The organism is Spiroplasma endosymbiont of Glossina fuscipes fuscipes (assembly GCF_049669535.1).
Classification (GTDB): Bacteria; Bacillota_I; Bacilli_A; order Mycoplasmatales; family Mycoplasmataceae; genus Spiroplasma.
The window spans coordinates 874,808-891,994 of record NZ_CP187162.1; the positions used below are offsets into that span (position 1 = coordinate 874,808).

22 protein-coding genes and 2 pseudogenes are annotated in these 17,187 nt (G+C 28.2%); 7 read left to right on the forward strand and 17 right to left on the reverse strand.

Translation table 4 applies throughout. The features are described 5' to 3' along the window. Window positions 1-266: 266 nt before the first annotated feature. Complete coding sequence (locus ACOBWH_RS05140) at window positions 267-818, reverse strand: DJ-1 family glyoxalase III (RefSeq protein ID WP_424525809.1); 552 nt, start codon at window positions 816-818, stop codon at window positions 267-269. Window positions 819-863: 45 nt separating this feature from the next. On the opposite strand from ACOBWH_RS05140, the gene ACOBWH_RS05145 reads away from it, so the two are divergent. Continuing rightward, entirely contained in the window at window positions 864-1,313 is a 450-nt protein-coding gene (locus ACOBWH_RS05145; RefSeq protein ID WP_424525811.1) for a hypothetical protein, read from the forward strand. Window positions 1,314-1,379: 66 nt separating this feature from the next. Next, a complete protein-coding gene (locus tag ACOBWH_RS05150) occupies window positions 1,380-1,826 on the forward strand; it encodes a hypothetical protein (protein WP_424525813.1) in 447 nt (148 codons plus the stop codon). Window positions 1,827-1,859: 33 nt separating this feature from the next. Here ACOBWH_RS05150 and hpf read toward each other — a convergent pair whose 3' ends face one another. From hpf to ACOBWH_RS05230, 16 genes and pseudogenes are all read right to left on the reverse strand, one after another. Then, the gene (hpf, locus tag ACOBWH_RS05155; RefSeq protein ID WP_070406832.1) at window positions 1,860-2,240 is read right to left on the reverse strand and encodes a ribosome hibernation-promoting factor, HPF/YfiA family; all 381 of its coding nucleotides are present in this window, start codon (window positions 2,238-2,240) and stop codon (window positions 1,860-1,862) included. Window positions 2,241-2,333: 93 nt separating this feature from the next. Further along, on the reverse strand, window positions 2,334-2,639 hold the full coding sequence (locus tag ACOBWH_RS05160) for a hypothetical protein (RefSeq protein ID WP_424525815.1): 306 nt from the start codon (window positions 2,637-2,639) through the stop codon (window positions 2,334-2,336). Between the two features lie 369 nt (window positions 2,640-3,008). Continuing rightward, entirely contained in the window at window positions 3,009-3,758 is a 750-nt protein-coding gene (gene nadE / locus ACOBWH_RS05165) for an NAD(+) synthase (RefSeq protein ID WP_424525817.1), read from the reverse strand. A 2-nt stretch (window positions 3,759-3,760) separates the two neighbouring features. Further along, window positions 3,761-5,065, reverse strand: coding sequence for a GTPase ObgE (gene obgE / locus ACOBWH_RS05170; RefSeq protein ID WP_424525819.1), 1,305 nt, complete (start codon window positions 5,063-5,065; stop codon window positions 3,761-3,763). A gap of 138 nt (window positions 5,066-5,203) precedes the next feature. Next, the gene (locus tag ACOBWH_RS05175; RefSeq protein ID WP_424525821.1) at window positions 5,204-5,470 is read right to left on the reverse strand and encodes a hypothetical protein; all 267 of its coding nucleotides are present in this window, start codon (window positions 5,468-5,470) and stop codon (window positions 5,204-5,206) included. After that, the gene (locus ACOBWH_RS05180; protein WP_424525823.1) at window positions 5,421-5,627 is read right to left on the reverse strand and encodes a DnaJ domain-containing protein; all 207 of its coding nucleotides are present in this window, start codon (window positions 5,625-5,627) and stop codon (window positions 5,421-5,423) included. The genes ACOBWH_RS05175 and ACOBWH_RS05180 overlap by 50 nt, the downstream gene beginning before the upstream one ends. A gap of 143 nt (window positions 5,628-5,770) precedes the next feature. After that, window positions 5,771-6,022, reverse strand: coding sequence for a hypothetical protein (locus ACOBWH_RS05185; protein ID WP_424525825.1), 252 nt, complete (start codon window positions 6,020-6,022; stop codon window positions 5,771-5,773). 29 nt (window positions 6,023-6,051) lie between these two features. Then, window positions 6,052-6,285 (reverse strand): hypothetical protein, encoded by a 234-nt coding sequence (locus tag ACOBWH_RS05190; RefSeq protein WP_424525827.1) that lies wholly within the window; start codon window positions 6,283-6,285, stop codon window positions 6,052-6,054. Between the two features lie 11 nt (window positions 6,286-6,296). Continuing rightward, window positions 6,297-7,232, reverse strand: a complete 936-nt coding sequence (miaA, locus tag ACOBWH_RS05195; RefSeq protein WP_424527417.1) for a tRNA (adenosine(37)-N6)-dimethylallyltransferase MiaA — start codon at window positions 7,230-7,232, stop codon at window positions 6,297-6,299. Between the two features lie 246 nt (window positions 7,233-7,478). Next, window positions 7,479-8,246: pseudogene (pstB, locus tag ACOBWH_RS05200) on the reverse strand (phosphate ABC transporter ATP-binding protein PstB). 99 nt (window positions 8,247-8,345) lie between these two features. Then, the gene (locus ACOBWH_RS05205; RefSeq protein ID WP_424525829.1) at window positions 8,346-10,502 is read right to left on the reverse strand and encodes an ABC transporter permease subunit; all 2,157 of its coding nucleotides are present in this window, start codon (window positions 10,500-10,502) and stop codon (window positions 8,346-8,348) included. A gap of 3 nt (window positions 10,503-10,505) precedes the next feature. Then, window positions 10,506-11,294: a PstS family phosphate ABC transporter substrate-binding protein gene (locus tag ACOBWH_RS05210; RefSeq protein WP_424525831.1), complete on the reverse strand. Its 789-nt coding sequence runs from the start codon at window positions 11,292-11,294 to the stop codon at window positions 10,506-10,508. Beyond that, window positions 11,282-11,404 (reverse strand): lipoprotein, encoded by a 123-nt coding sequence (locus tag ACOBWH_RS05215; protein ID WP_424525833.1) that lies wholly within the window; start codon window positions 11,402-11,404, stop codon window positions 11,282-11,284. Before ACOBWH_RS05215 ends, ACOBWH_RS05210 begins: the two co-directional genes overlap by 13 nt. A 638-nt stretch (window positions 11,405-12,042) precedes the next feature. Continuing rightward, entirely contained in the window at window positions 12,043-13,050 is a 1,008-nt protein-coding gene (locus ACOBWH_RS05220; protein ID WP_424525835.1) for a hypothetical protein, read from the reverse strand. 190 nt (window positions 13,051-13,240) lie between these two features. Next, window positions 13,241-13,363 (reverse strand): annotated as a pseudogene (locus ACOBWH_RS05225) (spiroplasma phage ORF1-like family protein); the annotation flags it as partial. Beyond that, a protein-coding gene (locus ACOBWH_RS05230; protein ID WP_424525593.1) for an IS3 family transposase occupies window positions 13,360-14,468 on the reverse strand; the annotation gives its coding sequence in 2 pieces (ribosomal slippage) (window positions 13,360-14,228 and window positions 14,228-14,468; 1,110 coding nt in all). The pseudogene ACOBWH_RS05225 and the gene ACOBWH_RS05230, both read right to left, overlap by 4 nt. A gap of 288 nt (window positions 14,469-14,756) precedes the next feature. Between ACOBWH_RS05230 and ACOBWH_RS05235 the strand changes: the two genes are divergently transcribed. The 5 genes from ACOBWH_RS05235 to ACOBWH_RS05255 all read left to right on the forward strand — a co-directional run bounded on the left by ACOBWH_RS05235 (window position 14,757) and on the right by ACOBWH_RS05255 (window position 17,187). Next, complete coding sequence (locus tag ACOBWH_RS05235; RefSeq protein ID WP_424525837.1) at window positions 14,757-15,191, forward strand: DUF3627 domain-containing protein; 435 nt, start codon at window positions 14,757-14,759, stop codon at window positions 15,189-15,191. Window positions 15,192-15,343: 152 nt separating this feature from the next. Then, on the forward strand, window positions 15,344-15,547 hold the full coding sequence (locus ACOBWH_RS05240; RefSeq protein WP_004028252.1) for a DUF2649 family protein: 204 nt from the start codon (window positions 15,344-15,346) through the stop codon (window positions 15,545-15,547). Then, window positions 15,547-16,560 (forward strand): hypothetical protein, encoded by a 1,014-nt coding sequence (locus tag ACOBWH_RS05245; RefSeq protein ID WP_424525839.1) that lies wholly within the window; start codon window positions 15,547-15,549, stop codon window positions 16,558-16,560. Before ACOBWH_RS05240 ends, ACOBWH_RS05245 begins: the two co-directional genes overlap by 1 nt. Beyond that, complete coding sequence (locus ACOBWH_RS05250) at window positions 16,553-16,951, forward strand: hypothetical protein (RefSeq protein WP_424525841.1); 399 nt, start codon at window positions 16,553-16,555, stop codon at window positions 16,949-16,951. Before ACOBWH_RS05245 ends, ACOBWH_RS05250 begins: the two co-directional genes overlap by 8 nt. Continuing rightward, window positions 16,951-17,187 carry a hypothetical protein gene (locus tag ACOBWH_RS05255; RefSeq protein ID WP_424525843.1) on the forward strand — a complete coding sequence of 79 codons (237 nt, stop codon included), beginning with the start codon at window positions 16,951-16,953 and terminating at the stop codon, window positions 17,185-17,187. The genes ACOBWH_RS05250 and ACOBWH_RS05255 overlap by 1 nt, the downstream gene beginning before the upstream one ends.

A 17,187-nucleotide genomic window follows, 5' to 3' on the forward strand; every position in this document is an offset into this window, starting at 1 on the left:
TAAATTAATGAACATTAAATTTTATAGTTAAAAATATTCTTTGTTATCAAAAAGATAGCAAATACCCCATCTACCTCAATTAAGTTAAAAAACTCTTTTTTAGACAAAGGGAGTTAATATCTAGATTACTAGAAACAGATCCAAGAGTTGTTAACAATTAATTCCAAATTACTAATGTTCCTTTGAGGTAGTTTTATTTTACCCTTTTAATTTAGCAAATAATTTGTTAAATTAAAATTATCTTGCAAATTATTTGCAAGATAATTTTAATCTCGAATAACTAATTCATGATGTAATTTCATCACTTTTTCTGGTCCTAATACTCGATCAGCAATTGCCAACGCAAAATTCATTGTTGACCCAACTGAAGCACCTGTAATAACATGACCATCGGTAATCACTGCCATTTCATCATTGTAAATTGCTTTTTCCATCCCTTTTGTGCATCCTGGATAACTTGTAGCTTCTTTATTATCCAAAATTCCTAAATGTCCTAAAATTTGGGGCGCTGCACATACTGCCGCAATTGTTTTTTGATCACTATTTGCTTTTAATAATCAATCCTTTAACATTTCACTTTTTGTTAAATTATCAACCCCAAGACGACCACCAGGTAACACAAACCCGTCATAATCTTCATATTTAACATCTTCAATTAATTTATCAGCTGTTATAGTAACATTATGAGCTGACACAACTTCTAATTTTTTCATAATACTAACTAATTCCAAAGTAATTCCTCCACGACGTAACACATCTGTTGTAATAATGACTTCACCTTCTTCAAAACCAGTTGCTAAAAATAATGCAAATTTCATAATAACACCTCTTTTCTCATGGTAATTATAATATAATTTTATATAATGGTTAAGAAAAAAGAGAAAGGTGTTACTATGGGAGTTTTTTCAAATTTAATTTATAAATTTCATCGTACAAAACATAAACGAAATAAGAAATATTATTTATTAAAAGATCGTAAAACATTAACAGTCAATAGCATTCCCCAAGACGCTAACATTCATATTATTAAGTCTTGACGTGATAAATTTACCAGTTTAATTCAGCCAAAAGATATTACTATGAAAGATGGTTATTTACTACGAAATGTTCGAGGATTTAATAGTTTTGGGATTTTTTATCAACTTGATGTTATTTTTTGTAATAAAAACTTTGAAGTTATTTCAACAATTCAAAATTTTGGTTCACAAAAAATGAGTCATTATTTTTTCGAATGTTATTTTGTCTATTGCTTAGCGCCAGGAATGATTAAATTTTTAAATATTAAAACAAACGATATTTTACGAATTATTTAATTTATCAAAAATATCGTTAAAACTAAGTTATAATATATCTATTGTTATGGTTAAGGAGGAAAAATTATGGCAAAATTAAAATATGCAACAATTAAAATTAATGTTACTTTTCAAAAAGTAATGATTTGAATTTCTGGATTGTGATTGTTTATCTTAGCAATTCTAAGCTCATTCCCAAATGTTAAAGTTGATACAAGACTTTTTGTTCACAACAACACTGGTGATAATGGCGCAATTATTCTAATTACCGCTTTCTTGTTTATTTGTGTTGCAACCTTTGTTCGTCACAAAATTGGTAAATTAATTGCTGGAATTGTTTTCATTGTTATTGCAATTGTCGGCATGATCGGGGCAATTATTACTTCAACAAAAGAAATTTCAACTTGAGTAATTGTTGTTGGTGAATTAATTGCTGTAATTGGGGCTTTAATTTGATTATTAGAAGGAATTGGTGCAATTCGGGTTAATAAAACAAATGCCACAAATAATACAGTTAATATAAAAAAAGTTTAACCACACACGTGGTTAAACTTTTTTTATATTAGATTAACTAAATTCCTCTTCTTGGTCCTCTTCTGCTTCAATTGAAGTTGCATAAAATTTTCCGAGTGGCTGATTTTTATTATGGCGATCTTCTCTTTTGCCTTTAATTTTTCGTAACTGTTCTTCAATTTTATGTAAAGCTTGGTCAATTGCCTTATAAAAATCGCTATTATGAACTTCTGCTTTTAAAAAATTGTTTTTCCCTCTAATATCAATTGAAGTATTAATTACAACATTGTTTTCTTTAGTAAACTCAACGTCAACATGAACAAGATCATTTTCATTAACTTGTTGATATTTCAATAATTTATTAAAAGTATCTACTAAATGCTGATGCATTGCATCAGTAATAATAATGTTTTTGCTACGAATTTTGTATTCCATTATATTCGCCTCGTTTCTATATTTTTATTATAACAAAACTACGAATAATTCACAGGTTAAAGCAGCAAAACAAATAAAAATTAATAAAAATTTTTAACCTTCATCATCTAATAAGAAAAAATCAATAACCTTACTTGCATTAATTTGAGCAAGATTTTCATTATATTGTTTAACTAATCCAACCAAAGGAACATTAACTTCTTTTAATAACTCTTGTAACTCTAACATTTCTTTTGTTGAATAACGTTGTGGTTCTTTAATTTTTAAATATAAATTCTTAGCATTTACTTCAGCGGGATTAACAACACTGACATATTTTTCTTTTAAATTATATTGACGAACAATTGTATTAATTCGAAATTCAAAACGAGTTAAAATTCCTTCGACATATTTTTCCAATAAAGCATGTTGAATTAGATTCTAAAATTCATTGCGACTTTTAATCTTACTATGACTATGTTTTGATTTTCCTAGTAAATGTTGAACTGACTGTTTCTTTTGATTTGCAAGGTCATATAAGTTATTCACTTCTTGATCAAGTCTAGTATTTAACTTCTTTAAAATATCTAAATTTTCAAGTGTAAATTTTAGTAAAAATCGGTATTATCTACAATTAATTTATCATCCATTTTATATACTCCTTAAAATTACTCGCACTTTTACTGTTATATAATTATACTCTAAAATTGCTCATAAAACAAGGGGCAAAAACTGCTATTTTTAAAGGTTTTTATTATAATAAAAATTAATCACTGTTTTTAATAATTTTTACTTTTTTGATGTACTAATTAAAGCACTAAAAACAACTGGTGGTGTTTTTGCTAATTGACGTTTATGTTCAGAACCTTGGTGCAATTGTTGAATTCGTTTTGTTACAGTTACTGGCACTGATTTTCCTTGCAAATAAGCATCTAACTGGTGATAACTAACCCCTAACTCTTCCTCATCTGTTTGCGCGGTTCATAATCCTGCTGTTGGCGGACGCATAATGATTTCAACTGGAACCCCTAATAAATGAGCTGCTTGTTGAACTTCACCTTTTAACAAATGAATAATTGGAACTAAGTCAACCCCACCATCACCATATTTTGTAAAATAACCAACATGTCATTCATCAGCATTATCAGTTCCTAGCACTAAGTACTTACAGCTTTGTGCTAAAGCATATAACGTTGTCATTCGTAAACGTGGCTTAATATTACTTAATGCTAATTGATGTTGAGGTAATGATAAAGTTGCCACTAATTGATCATATGTTGATGATAAATCCACAATTTGATGTTTTAATTGATGCGTATTAATTAATAAATTTGCACATTCTTGATCAAACTGGTCAGAATGACAAGGCATAACAACGGTTAAATGCTGCTCAGGAAAAGCTTTTTGAGCTAATAACCCAACTACAGCAGAATCAATTCCACCAGATAGCCCAACAACAACCCCATGGCAATGTGCTTTGGTTACTTCTGTTCTAATTCAATCAATTAAATATGTTAAATATTGGTTTAAATCCTTCATTCTTATCCATCCCATTCTAATTCGTAATCAAAAATTCGAACAACATCACCTGGTTGTGCTCCTTTTGCTCGTAACATTTCAAAAACTTTTAAATCTTGTAATTTTTTATTGAATAATAATAAATTATCATATGTTGTAATTGGGGTTTTTTGATATGCCTTTTGAACCGCCGTTCCGGTTACTTTTCAAACACCATTACCAAGATTATCAACAACTATTTCTGTTTCAAACGGTTCACTATAAGTATATACCTTATAGTCATCCTGTTCTGGTGTTGGATCATCTAATTGTCATAAAGCCTTATCTTCATTAATCGTTGCTAAAGTAGCCCCAATTTGATTTATTAGCAATGTTAAATTATGATTTTTTAAACCACTAATCTCAATAATTTCAGCAGTTGGCATCTGTTCTTTAAACTTTACTAAATTTAGTGCCGAAGTTTCAAGGTCTATTTTATTTGCCACAATAATTTCTTTTCGTAATTCTAATTTATAATTGTAATCTTTTAATTCGGTTTTAATGTTTAAATAATTTTGATAAACATCTTCTGTGCCATAATTTCCAGACATATCTAACACATGAACAATTAATTTACAACGCTCAATATGCCGTAAAAAATCATGGCCTAAGCCCTTCCCAACAGCAGCCCCCGCAATTAATCCTGGTAAGTCTGCAACAACAAAACTATAATTATTTTGGTCACGAACCACTCCCAATTGAGGTGTTAAAGTTGTAAAGGGATAATCAGCAATTTGTGGTTTAGCTTTTGAAATTTTAGCTAATAATGTTGATTTCCCAGCATTTGGTAATCCAACAAGTCCAACATCAGCCAAAACTTTTAATTCACAACGAATTTCTAATGTTTCACCTAAATCACCCGCTTCAAAAATGGTTGGCGCCTTATTTTTTGCATTTGCAAAACGAGCATTTCCACGACCACCTTGCCCCCCTTTTGCAAGAACAATTTCTTGCTGATGAGTAACAATATCACCAATAACTTCATTTGTTATATTATTATATATTAATGTTCCTAATGGTACCTTGATATATTTATTAATAGCATTTTTCCCATGCATATTTTTAATTATCCCATTTTCACCATCAAGAGCTTTAATTTCTCGTTGATACTTTAAATCCAATAAGGTGTTCATCCCTTCTTCGCCAACAAAAATAATGCTTCCACCATTGCCTCCATCACCACCCGATGCCCCCCCCTTTGGAACATATAATTCACGATGAAAAGCAACCGCTCCATCGCCGCCTTTACCTGCAAATAATTTAATTGTTGCAACATCAATAAATTTCATCGTTTATCCTTTTCTAAATCCATTATTATCATTATACTAAAAGAAAACGAACAATTTGTTCGTTTTTTTGATATTTTTGTTTTTTATGCTCAACTTGGACTAAAATAATTATATCATTTTGTTAAAGATTAACAAAATCTAGTAAAGAATTAACCTTAAACGGACATCACCCCGTTCGCCACCAGCATAACCCGCATGTCCAACATGATGAATAATTACTTTTTGCTTTGGTTTTGATAAACTTGGCAAATAAACAACAATGGTTTTTTGTTCTTCATGGCGGCCAAAACCACCACAAGCCGTACAAAAACACTCAAAACCATTTTCAAGATAGAATCCTACACCGTCACAAATTTTACAATTTTCTTCAACTAAGTTTTGATTTAGGATTTGATAAAATTTCATATGCTTCAGTAATTTCACGAAACTTGTTTTCAGCATTTTTTTCTTTCGAAATATCCGGATGATATTTTTTAGCTAAACGACGAAAATTTTCTTTTATTTCTTCAACACCAGCATTTGATGATATTTCTAATATCTTATAGCCCATTAATAAAGTCATTATTAAATATAATTTTTGCAAGTAAAAAATCATTACTGTGATCATATCTAGTTAAATCTCAAATAGTTTTTAAGTTTTGACATCTTATATTATATCAAAAAAACTCTAATAATTTAATAATTATTAGCTAGAAAAACCTGAAATTAATGAATAAAGTAAAAAATACAAAATCCAACAAACCCCGACCCTAAAATTACTCATAACGGATTAACTTTTTTATACTTTAAAAAAATAAAAACAGCTAAACTAAAATCAACTGTTCAAAATAAATGTGGTTGTAAAATGTTTAACTTTTGATAGTTAACTTTATTATTATCTTGCAATGTTTTAATTTGTGTTTTAACTTCACTTTTATTAGCTTTGGTAGTACTCTTCCTTAAACTTGTTATTGTCATAAGGTTTAAGTTAATTTTTGTTTTTATTTCTAAAATTTGTTCAGTAAAAAATGATTTGCATTTAAATAATAGTGACGGACTTCTTCTTGATATTCTTTTTTAAGATTTTTGCTTTTTCTTCGTCATCCTTGCTCTTTTCCAGCCGCTAACTTTGTTTTTTCGAAAACATAACAATCTTTTCGCATTTGTTCATTAGTTTTTATTTGATGACGTTTTGTTTGAACCATTTCTGCAAATGATTGTAAATCTGATGAAATTTTCATACGGGGGCCTCCTATTTTAAATAATGACTATTTTGTAAATCAAGGATAATCTGGTGACAAACATCCTCAAATTGTGAATAGTGAACTGGATATCAATGAACATTTGTTAATTGATGTTTAAATCATGTAATTTGTTTTTTTGCATAAATTTTATTAGCTTGTACCATTGCCGCTAACGTTGCTTCATATGTAATTTCTCCTTTTAAATACTGGACAATTTCTGGACAACCAATAATCTTCATGCTTTGTTTAGTTATATCATAGTTACAATATTCATATGCTGCTTTAACCTCATCAAATAATCCTCGTTCCGTTAAACTTAAAACACGATCAGCAATATGTTGATAAAGTTCTGCTTTATCTGGTAATAATCCAATAATATATGGCTCAACATACCAATCATGATGCGCTTGGTCATTCCTTGATTTTAAAGTTCCGGTTTGAAAGTAATATTCTAACGCTCGTCAAACTCGTTTACGATTATTGGGATGAATTTTAGTACTTTCTTGCGGATCAATTGCTGCTAATCTTTCCCATAAGACTTGGTTTGAGGTCTGTTCATATTCTTTTGCTTTTGCTAAATCACGCCCTTGGTTAGAAAACTGGTATTTTTTTAATAAAGCATTAATATATAATCCACTCCCACCAACAACAATTGGTAGTTTATTGCTTGCTCAAAGTTGCTCTAAAACAACTCGTCCTTGTTCTTGATAAGTATTAATGGAATAACTATCATTTAAATCAATTATTGATAATAAATGATGCGGAATTCCCGCTTGCTCAGCAGGAGTTATTTTATTGGTTGCAAGATTCAACCCATTAAAAATTTGTGTTGCATCAGCATTAACACATTCTCCCATAAATTGTTGGGCAACCTTAATTGATAAATCGGTTTTACCACTTGCAGTTGGTCCAACAATTAAAATGACTTTTTTTTCACCAATTAAACCTCCCTAATCTCATTATAAATATAACTAATTTTTACTGAAGAATCTACTTTTTTAAATGAAAAAACTAACAACAAGTGTTAGTTTTGATTTAGTTTTAAAATAACTCTGAACCGCTTTAAGTGCTTGGGTGTAGAGTTATTGATTTATATAGCGGTTAATAACCCCAAACACACCTTAACGTTATAATAAACGTAGAAAACTGTCCTTGCGGACAATTATATTTTATCATATCTTTTATAGGTTTTAACCAAAACGTCCTGTAATATAATCTTCTGTTTTTGTTTCTTGCGGATGGGAAAATAATAAGGCGGTTTTATTATATTCAATTAACTGTCCCATTCAAAAAAATGCAGTATAATCAGAAATTCGCGCAGCTTGTTGTAATGAATGAGTTACAATAATAATTGTAAAATTCTTTTTTAAATCAGAAATTAACTCTTCAATTTTGGCTGTTGCAATTGGGTCTAATGCACTCGTTGGTTCATCCATTAATAAAATTTCTGGTTTTAACGCAATAGCACGAGCAATACACAATCGTTGTTGTTACCCCCCTGATAAACTCAATCCTGAATCACGTAAGTTATCTTTAACTTCATCTCATAACGCTGCTTGTCGTAGTGATGCTTCAACAGTTTGGCCAAGAATTCTTTTATCAAAAATTCCTAAACTTTTTAACCCAAAAGCAATATTTTCATAAATTGACTTTGGAAAAGGATTTGGTTTTTGAAACACCATGCCAATTTTAGTCCGTAATGAAATAATATTTTGGCGATACTGATAAATGTTTTTATTATTATACATAACTGCCCCACTCATTTTTGTCCCTTCAATTAGATCATTCATCCGGTTAATTGCCCGTAGTAATGTTGATTTTCCACAACCTGAAGAACCAATTAAAGCAGTAACCTTGTTCTTTAAAATATTTAAATTAATATCAAATAATGCTTGTTTTGCTCCAAATTTTTCAATTCCCAAAATTACATTTTTTGGCAAAGCAGTTGGTGTTTTTAATAACTCATGTTGATGCTGATTTATTAAACAACGAAAAAACTTTTTAAACCACTGCTTAATTTTATTGTTAAAAGTTTGTGTTGTTTTTTTCATCATATTTTATTCCATTTCCTCTTCTAAGTTCTCAATCTTATGTTCTAAAGCAGTAATTGATAGTTGATAATTATCCTGTTTTTTCTGGTGATTAATACTTTCAATTTCTTTTTTTAATTTTGTTAACTTTGTCTGATACATTATTAATAATTGCTCATTGTAATTTCTTATTTTTGTTGTAATTTTTGCAGTTTTATTTGAACTATGCGCTGATTTTTGCAGTTGTTTTTTTCATGCATTTTTTCGTCCTAACAAAGAACCACAATAGCATTTAATAAAAGTACTAATCACTGTTCATCATTTCGGTTGACGATTGTTTTCAAACGATCCAATAATTTTAACAAAAATATTTAACGCTAAAACAAATAGAATAATAATAAAGGACAAATGATGAATCATATGATTTGTTAATTCGGTTAATGAAACTTGCAAATAATTTGAAAGAACTAGTAACAATCCTGGTTCATTAACTAATTGAAAAACTTTTACCGTTAATGTTGTTCCAATATCATTAAAACCAGTTGGAATAAAAGGAGAGGAAGTCAAAATAATAAGAACCGGTGCGGTTTCGGTAATAATTTTACTAATTGCAAAAATTACTCCTGTTACAATTCCCCCTTTCACATTTGGCAAAGCAACTTTACAAACCATTCCAATTTTACTTGTTCCCAACGCCAAAGCAGCATTACGATATTCTTGAGGTACATTTCGCAGCGCATCTTCAACTACCCGAATAATAATTGGTAAAGTCATTACAAAAAACATTAATCCTGCTGAGCAAAAATTATGTCCCAATTGCAACCCACCAACAAGAACAACATAACCAAAAATAGCAAAAACAATTGATGGTGTTGCAACTAAAGCATCAGTTGAAAACTGAATTAAAGTTACTAAGCGGCTATTTTTTCGGGCATATTCACTTAAATAAATTGCCGTAATAATTCCAATTGGAATTGATAAAAACGTTCCGGTAAAAATTAACATAACTGCGGCAAACCCATTGCTAATAATATTTAATATAATCCAAGCACTAAAACTAAGAGTTAATAAGCAAGTTAATATCATTCAAAAGATTCGCCAAGAATTCATTGTTTTATTATAATAATTAGTTGTTATTTTTTTATTAATTAAAGCACGAAAACTTTCTTGTGACAACTCTGATGAATAATTTGCTTCTGTTAACATAGTGGTTAAAAGCTGATGATGTTTTCGCTTTAACCCAGGAATTAAATGTTTTCCACGTTCTTTTTGTCGTTGAATTTTATAAGTGGTTAAGATAATAAGATTTAAAATTGAAACCATTATTAATAAAACCAACCCTAAAGCAAATAAGGCCGAACGATGTAAACTAGCAACATGTTCAGGTAGTTCAATTCCAATTTGGGTTGCCAATGTCGCAATTGGACTAAATAAAAACTTTCAAAACCCCTCGTTTAAATTAGGGATTTGAGCGGCCATTCCAGTTAATAAAATCATCGCCGTCACTTCCCCAATAACACGACACATTCCAAAAATAACAGCACCAATAATTTTTGTTTTTGCTGCCTTTTTCACCACTTTAAAAGCAGTATATGTTCGTGACGCACCTATTGCTAAAGCAGCAAAACGATATGATTTAGGAACACTTAAAAAAGCATTTGCGGATAATGCAAAAATTGTTGGTAAAGCTAAGAAGGCTAAAATAACACCCGCTGTTAATAAGTTTGTTGGTCCACTAGCACCCATCCGCACAAATAATATTCCAATTGTCTCACGACCAAACACCGCAAATAAAACCGGAGGAATTCCCGCTAATAATTCAATAATAAAAATAATAAAAGCTCTCAGTCGCGGGGATAAAAATTCTGTCACAAAAAGAGCGGTTAAAATTGCTAACGGAGCAGCAATAATAATCGCTAATGTTAAAACTAAAATCGTACCAATAATAAACGCTAAAGCACCAAACTGGTATTCTCCCATTTCATTATTAATAACTCATTTAGTTCCTGTTAAAAACTTTCAAAATCCTTGGTACCGCAAAGCGGGAATCGAACTAGCAACAATGAAATAAATAATCAAAAGGACGGCAATAATCCCACACAATGAAAATAAAGTAATGATTACTTTTGCAAGACGATTAGTAATTTGTTTGCGTTTAAAGACGTTACTATTAATTTGATGCATAAATTAATCTAATGTTGATAAATCAGAAAAAGGATTTGTGCCATATCATTCTCAAACTGGGATTAATTCATCAGCCTGAATCGCTTGTTGACCTTTTTCTTTATCTTTTAAGAACGTCAGAAAATCTTTGACTAATGATAAATTTTTATTATCCTTTAAACGAAATGTTAACTCAAAATAACGTTTTAAATCATAATCTGTTTCTAAAGTTGCTGGTAATGCTACAATACCTTTATATCTTAAAATACTCAAATTTGCTTCATCTACCAATTTTTTAGCACCATATGAAACATATCCAATTGCTCCTTGAATATTTTTTACTTCTTGAATTGCCGCAGCAGTATTGTTTACTGTTCTTAACGATGAGCTAAATTCTTTAATTTGTAGCTTTCCTTGGAAAACATCACGTGTTCCAGAATTATGTTCACGATTAATTGGAATAACCTTTTTTGAAGATTGGCATCCCAACAAATCACCTCATTGTTTTGTTGCCCCTTCATAAATTTGTTGTAAAATATCAACCTTACCATTAACAATGTCTAAGTTTGAAGGTGCTAAAATACAATCTGATGGTAAATTAGCAATTATCAAAATACCATCAATAGCAAATTTTAAACCAGCACACGGAACTTTTGTAAACTCTGTTTTTAAAGCCCGCGAAGTAAAACCAAAAACTAAGGTATTATCTTTAATCCCTGTTTCTCCGCCACTAGAGCCACTACTATTGTAAGCAACCCTAATATCATGTTCTGAATTAATTTTTTTTAAAACAGAATTCATTAACGGTTGCACCGAAGTTGATCCACCAAACAAATAAGTTGGTTTTTTTGACAACTAATAACACTAACCACACTACTGCTAGTTAACGTTATTGCTGTTAATAATCCTAAAATTTTCTTCAAATCATTATCCTCCAAATGATTCTGGTAATTTAATTAGTATTACCTAGTCTTAAACGGTTAAAATGTAAACTTTAAAACTGTTTACAAGATAATTTTTATTTAAAACTAACAGAAATGCAAGGAAATCAAATCTTTATCAAATTTGTTCCCATCTCAAAATACCTTATTGCAAGAAATTTGCAAAAAATAAAAACATTGCAAATAAATCCAATGCTTTAATGTTATATTAGTTTTAATCATAATATATATTAATATTACCATCAACATATACTGCAGCAATCCCTTCTGTTGATGTTCAAGAAGCCCACACTTTCTGATGATAATGAGTTTGATATAGTTGTATTTAATATAAAAAAGAGTCTCAACCATAAACTCTCAAAAATCAACAATAAAAGATGTAAATTAATGAAAGTATAGTTGTACAGGTATATTCAAAATTAGGAATATACTTTCATCTCAAATTTGTGCTTTTATTATAACACTATTATTTAAAAATACCACAAATATATAAAAAAAATAAGAGAATGTTATGATGAAAATAATTATCAATTAAAAAAGAGAAGATAATGATAATGTCAATTTTATTTTAGATGTTCATAATTCTCTTTTTTAATTATGTTTTAATTATATTATAAAAATTATGAAGAACTGTCTAAACCTAATAAGTTAGAAATAACAAAGTTTCCAATCAGATAGCTTGAAATTGTTCCATAAATATCAGCAACAATTAATTTAACACCAATTGTTTGTTCAATTGGTAAAATTGGTAAGTTTTCAAAAATATTGGCATTACTTTCAACAATTGGATGACCATCAACAAAGTGTTTCGTTCATTTGTTTGGATCTCATGTGGTAAAAGCAAAAGTAATCCCCGCAATATCTGGACTAACAATATATTGACTATCATTTTCATTTCAAATTGCTCTTAGTTTAACATTATATTCATTGTTAACTTCTTTTAAAAAGGTATTAAGTAAAATATGATAAAAAATTCCTTGATCAAATTTAGTTTTTTCATTATAACGAATACTCTTTGGATTTAATGACCATGCATGCGCATCTTTAAATCAATCATTTGGGTTATTACTACGAACTTGGTCAACATATAATCAGCGTTTCTTATCAATTAAAGCTTCATTTGAAGAACTACCATCAAAATAACTCGTTAATTGTGATAAATCAATAACACTTTGATCTTTACTTTTTTGATCTAAATATCAATTATACTTTTCCACAACTGTCGGTCACGGTTGACTAATCATATCTCGTGAAGATAATAAACTTTTTTGCATATATTCTAAAGTATCTTTTTTGATTGCTACATTATTATTCATCTTTTGTTGCATTGTTAAATATTGATGCGTCTGATTAAATAAATCATTCGAATTTAACTTTACTGTCATAATATTTTTAACTGGTTTAAAGTTGGGATTTGACCATTCATCAAGATTATAATCAAATAATGACTTAATTTTTGCATCTTTTTTGTTACTTAAAACAGCATCATTAATTGCTTTCTTTGTATTTTCTGAAATTTTATTATTTGAAATATAAGGTAAGTCAAGAACTGGACTGCAACCAGCAACTCATGTTATTGGAGTAGCTAAAATGCTAATTGCAGTAAAAATACTTAACAATTTTTTCATTCCTATTATCTCCTTTACCAAAAATATTACTTTTGGCATTGTATAATTAATATTATATTATTTCTTTCACAAATACAAGATTAATTTATCTTTTTTCTCAAATTGGATGTGCTTCAGCAACTTTCATCATAGTTGCTTTAATAATTTTATCACTTTTAATGTTAACTGGTTTTTGGAATTCTTTTTTGTTATCTGTTTTTGTATTGTATAATGCTGGACTAAATTTTCATACTTCAAATGTTTGACTAAAAAAACTATATATTGTTTGAAAAATCTTACCTGGAATGGCAACACTTTTTAGGACACTTTTTATGTAGACTTCTGATTTCTAAATTCAACTGGAGTTAAGTAATTCAAACTACCATGAATTCGAATATTGTTGTATCAATTAATGAAATTAAATAGTTCCAACTTTAATTGTTCTAAATTTTTAAATTTTCGACCATTAATAAATTCAGTTTTAAAAGCTTTATAGGTTGTTTCAGCTACTGCGTTATCGTAAGGGCAACCTTTTGCACTTAATGATCTTTTAATATTAAATGTTAATAAAATTTCTTCAATAATTTTATTTTTAAATTCATTACCACGATCTGTATGAAACAACCTAATTTGATTTAGTGGTCGTGTTATTTTATAAAATGCCTGCTGAACTAGTTCAGCAGTTTTATTTGTTCCAGCGCTATAGCCAATTACTTCACGGTTAAATAAATCAATTAGTAAGCAAATATAATGTCATTTTGAACCAACTTGAACATAGGTTAAATCGCTCACAATAACTTCATTTTGTCTTTTATTACTAAACTCACGATTTAGAATATTACTAATTTGATCATTATTTACAGGAGATTTATGATTGCGATATTTTAATTTAGTATATTTTGATACTAAATTATTTATTGCCATAATTCTTCTAATTTTTTGTCGAGATAAAATAATGTTCTTTCTTGCTAAAATAATTTTAATTTTTCTAGCACCATAAACTTTATAGCTTTCTTTAAATGCACTGATAACTTCATTTTCATAAATATTAATTTCAGTTTTAGTGATCTTATTAATTTGATAATAATACTTTGATTTTGCTATCTTTAATATTTGACACATTTTCCTCACTGAATATTTGTCTTTATTGTTAGTAATTAATATTACTTTTTGCCGATTATCAGTGCTGCTTGCTTTAAAATATCATTTTCCATTCGTAATTGTTTGTTTTCTTTTCGCAACTGAATAAGTTCATTTTCTTCAACAGAGCGATTGTCTTTAGCTTTAAAAGAACCAGAATTCTCAAATTTTTTTACTCATTGATAAAGAACTGCCTTTGAAATTTTATATTCGTTAACAATTTCAATATTACTTTTACCATTTTTATATAACATTACGATTTGTTTCTTGAATTCATCGGTGTACTGGTTTTTTGCCATTTTTATATTCCTGCTTTCCTAATAATTTTAGCTTATTTTTTTACAGTCTACATAAATATGGTCCAAGTTATTGTAACCTATCCAAGTATTTTTCAGTGTGCCAATTTTTACTATTTTATATATTTAACATTGTTAATAACATTGTTTATTAAACATTAAATAAACAATATATTAGCATTATGTATAACATTGTTAATAATCAATGTTTTTATCAATAAATAAGCAATATATGAACATTAAATATAACATTGTTAATTAGAAACAATGTTTATTAAGGAGTTGATAAAATTGAGTAATTTTGTTAAGAAAAATAAAAATATAGAAAATTATTTTATTCGTAAAGAGTTAATAGTTTTTGAAACAGATAAAGCAAGTTTTATAAATTTGCCTAATCATAATCGCCATATTGGTTTTTGATTAAGTAATAAGTTTATTTATCCGAGTGAAAAACATTCTGATCAAGTTGCTATTGGTTTAATTTATGATAATTCTTATCCTATTGTAAAATATGATGAAAATTTAAAACGCCATATTTGAAAATATTTAACTGGAATAGAATTAATTAATTTGTATAATCAATATAAACAAAATTATTTTAACAATATGCACAAAGCATTATTTTCAAATGAACCTAAAAAAGTAAAAACAACTAAAAATAATTTAACAAATTGAACTGTTGAAAAACAGCAAGAATTGATTAATGATTTGAAAGATTTAAATTAAATGAGTTTATATGACTATTGAGTTCAATTTGTTAGTTATATTATTGGTTCAAATGCCCCTGAATTTTTATATGTGATATCGTTTGTATTATTTATCGTTTTATTTTTTGGGATGTTTTTTAAACTTATTCAAAAAATGTGGAGTTTTTAAATATGCAAAATGATTGAGAAAAATTAAAAGAGTTTTTTATTCATATATTTTTGTTTATAGATAAAATAAATGTTGAAAGTATTACAACTTGGACTTTGACTCAAAATGAATATTTAACTCTGATGGTTGGTGTTTGAATTGTGATTTTGTTTTTAACTTGGTTTTTGTTATGAATGATTTTTAAAATAGTTGGGTATTTTAAGTAATGAAAAAGTTTATATTTTTCTTAAAAAATTATTGTTATATTAGTGGTTCAATGATTTTGTTTAGTTTAATTGATTTATTATTTTGAATAATTTCATTAAATTATACTGGTTTAGTATTTTGATTATTGTTTGCTTTGCAATGTGTTTATTTTGTATGATGAGTTTGAAAAAACATATTTTATCAGTTAAATGCTTTTCGGTTAGTTAATTTTGTTTGAGATAATCCGTTATCGGTAATTATTGGTAAATTAGGAACGGGAAAAACATTACTTTTAACTTATTTATCACAAACTATGAAACTATTAACAGATAAGATTTATAGTAATTATCCGTTAGAAGATGATAAAGTTAAAGTTTTAACATTTAAAAATTTAGATTTTACAGATAGAACAAAACCAGTTCCCCCTGATGACAGTGTTATTTTATTTGATGAAAGTTATTTATATATTGATGGAACTAGTCCCCACGATGAGAAAAAAGTTCATAGTGGTAAAATTCCGTGAATTGTTTTAGCAAGACATTTTGGTAATCGTGCTTTGTTTACAGCTCAGCGTGAGGGTATGATTTGAAATAATATCCGACAATTAGCAAGTGGTATTATTATTCCAATTTCACTGAAAAAACCTATTGCTAAAAAAGGATTTAATTTTTTTAATCGGTTCTTTATTATGCGAATTGGCATTTTTCAAGATATTACTGATTATGAAATTTGAAAAACAAAATCAGTAGAACGAACAGCAGAAGGTAAACGAGCAAAACATAAGTCAGATGTCGGGTTAGGAATTCGGTTTTTTAAAATAATTATTCCGTTAGAATTTGCACAGAAATATGATAGTCAATGATTAAAGTTTGTGCGTGATTTAAAAAATGATGAAATAGTTAATTATAAAGAATATTATTGGTCAGAAATTACTAAATTGAGTGTTAAAGAGCGGTTAGAATTGTTTGATATTGATATTTTGAAAAAGAATTTAAAACCTAAAAAAGAAAAAGGAAGTGGTAAAGATGATTAATTTATTATCAGAAAGTAGTAATTGAGATAAGATTTTTAGTTTTATTTTTGATGTATTTTTGTTTATTTTTGATGTAATTTGAAATACAAAATTACCAATGACAAATACGACAATTGCTTATTTTATTATCTTTTTTATGGTTGTTAAGTTATCTATTTATGCAATTCACGGTACAAGAACTCAATACAACGAATTAGGTTCAACAGTACAAACAGGTGTATCAAATATTTATTCTGCAACTGCTCGTGGAGTTTCAGATACTAAACAAGGTATGCAAAAACATATTAAAGATCGTAAACAGTTTAAAATTAATCGTAATAAACAACAATTATCAAATTTAGTAAAACAAGCAAAAACAAGAGAACAAGGATATAGGAGAGTACATAAATAATGATTAAATTAGTTTTATTGGTGGCGGCAATCGCTATTTTTGGAACAGGATTTATTACAGTCATTATAAATCAATTAACATCAGCAAAAAATATTATTATGGATTTATATAACTCAGATACTTTTTTGCTTTCGTTGTTTGGTAAAATGGCAATTTTGTTTAGTCATCCGTTAATGTTAACGATATCAAGTTTATATATTGTTGGGTTTATTGTTTCAAAAACATTGTATAGTTAG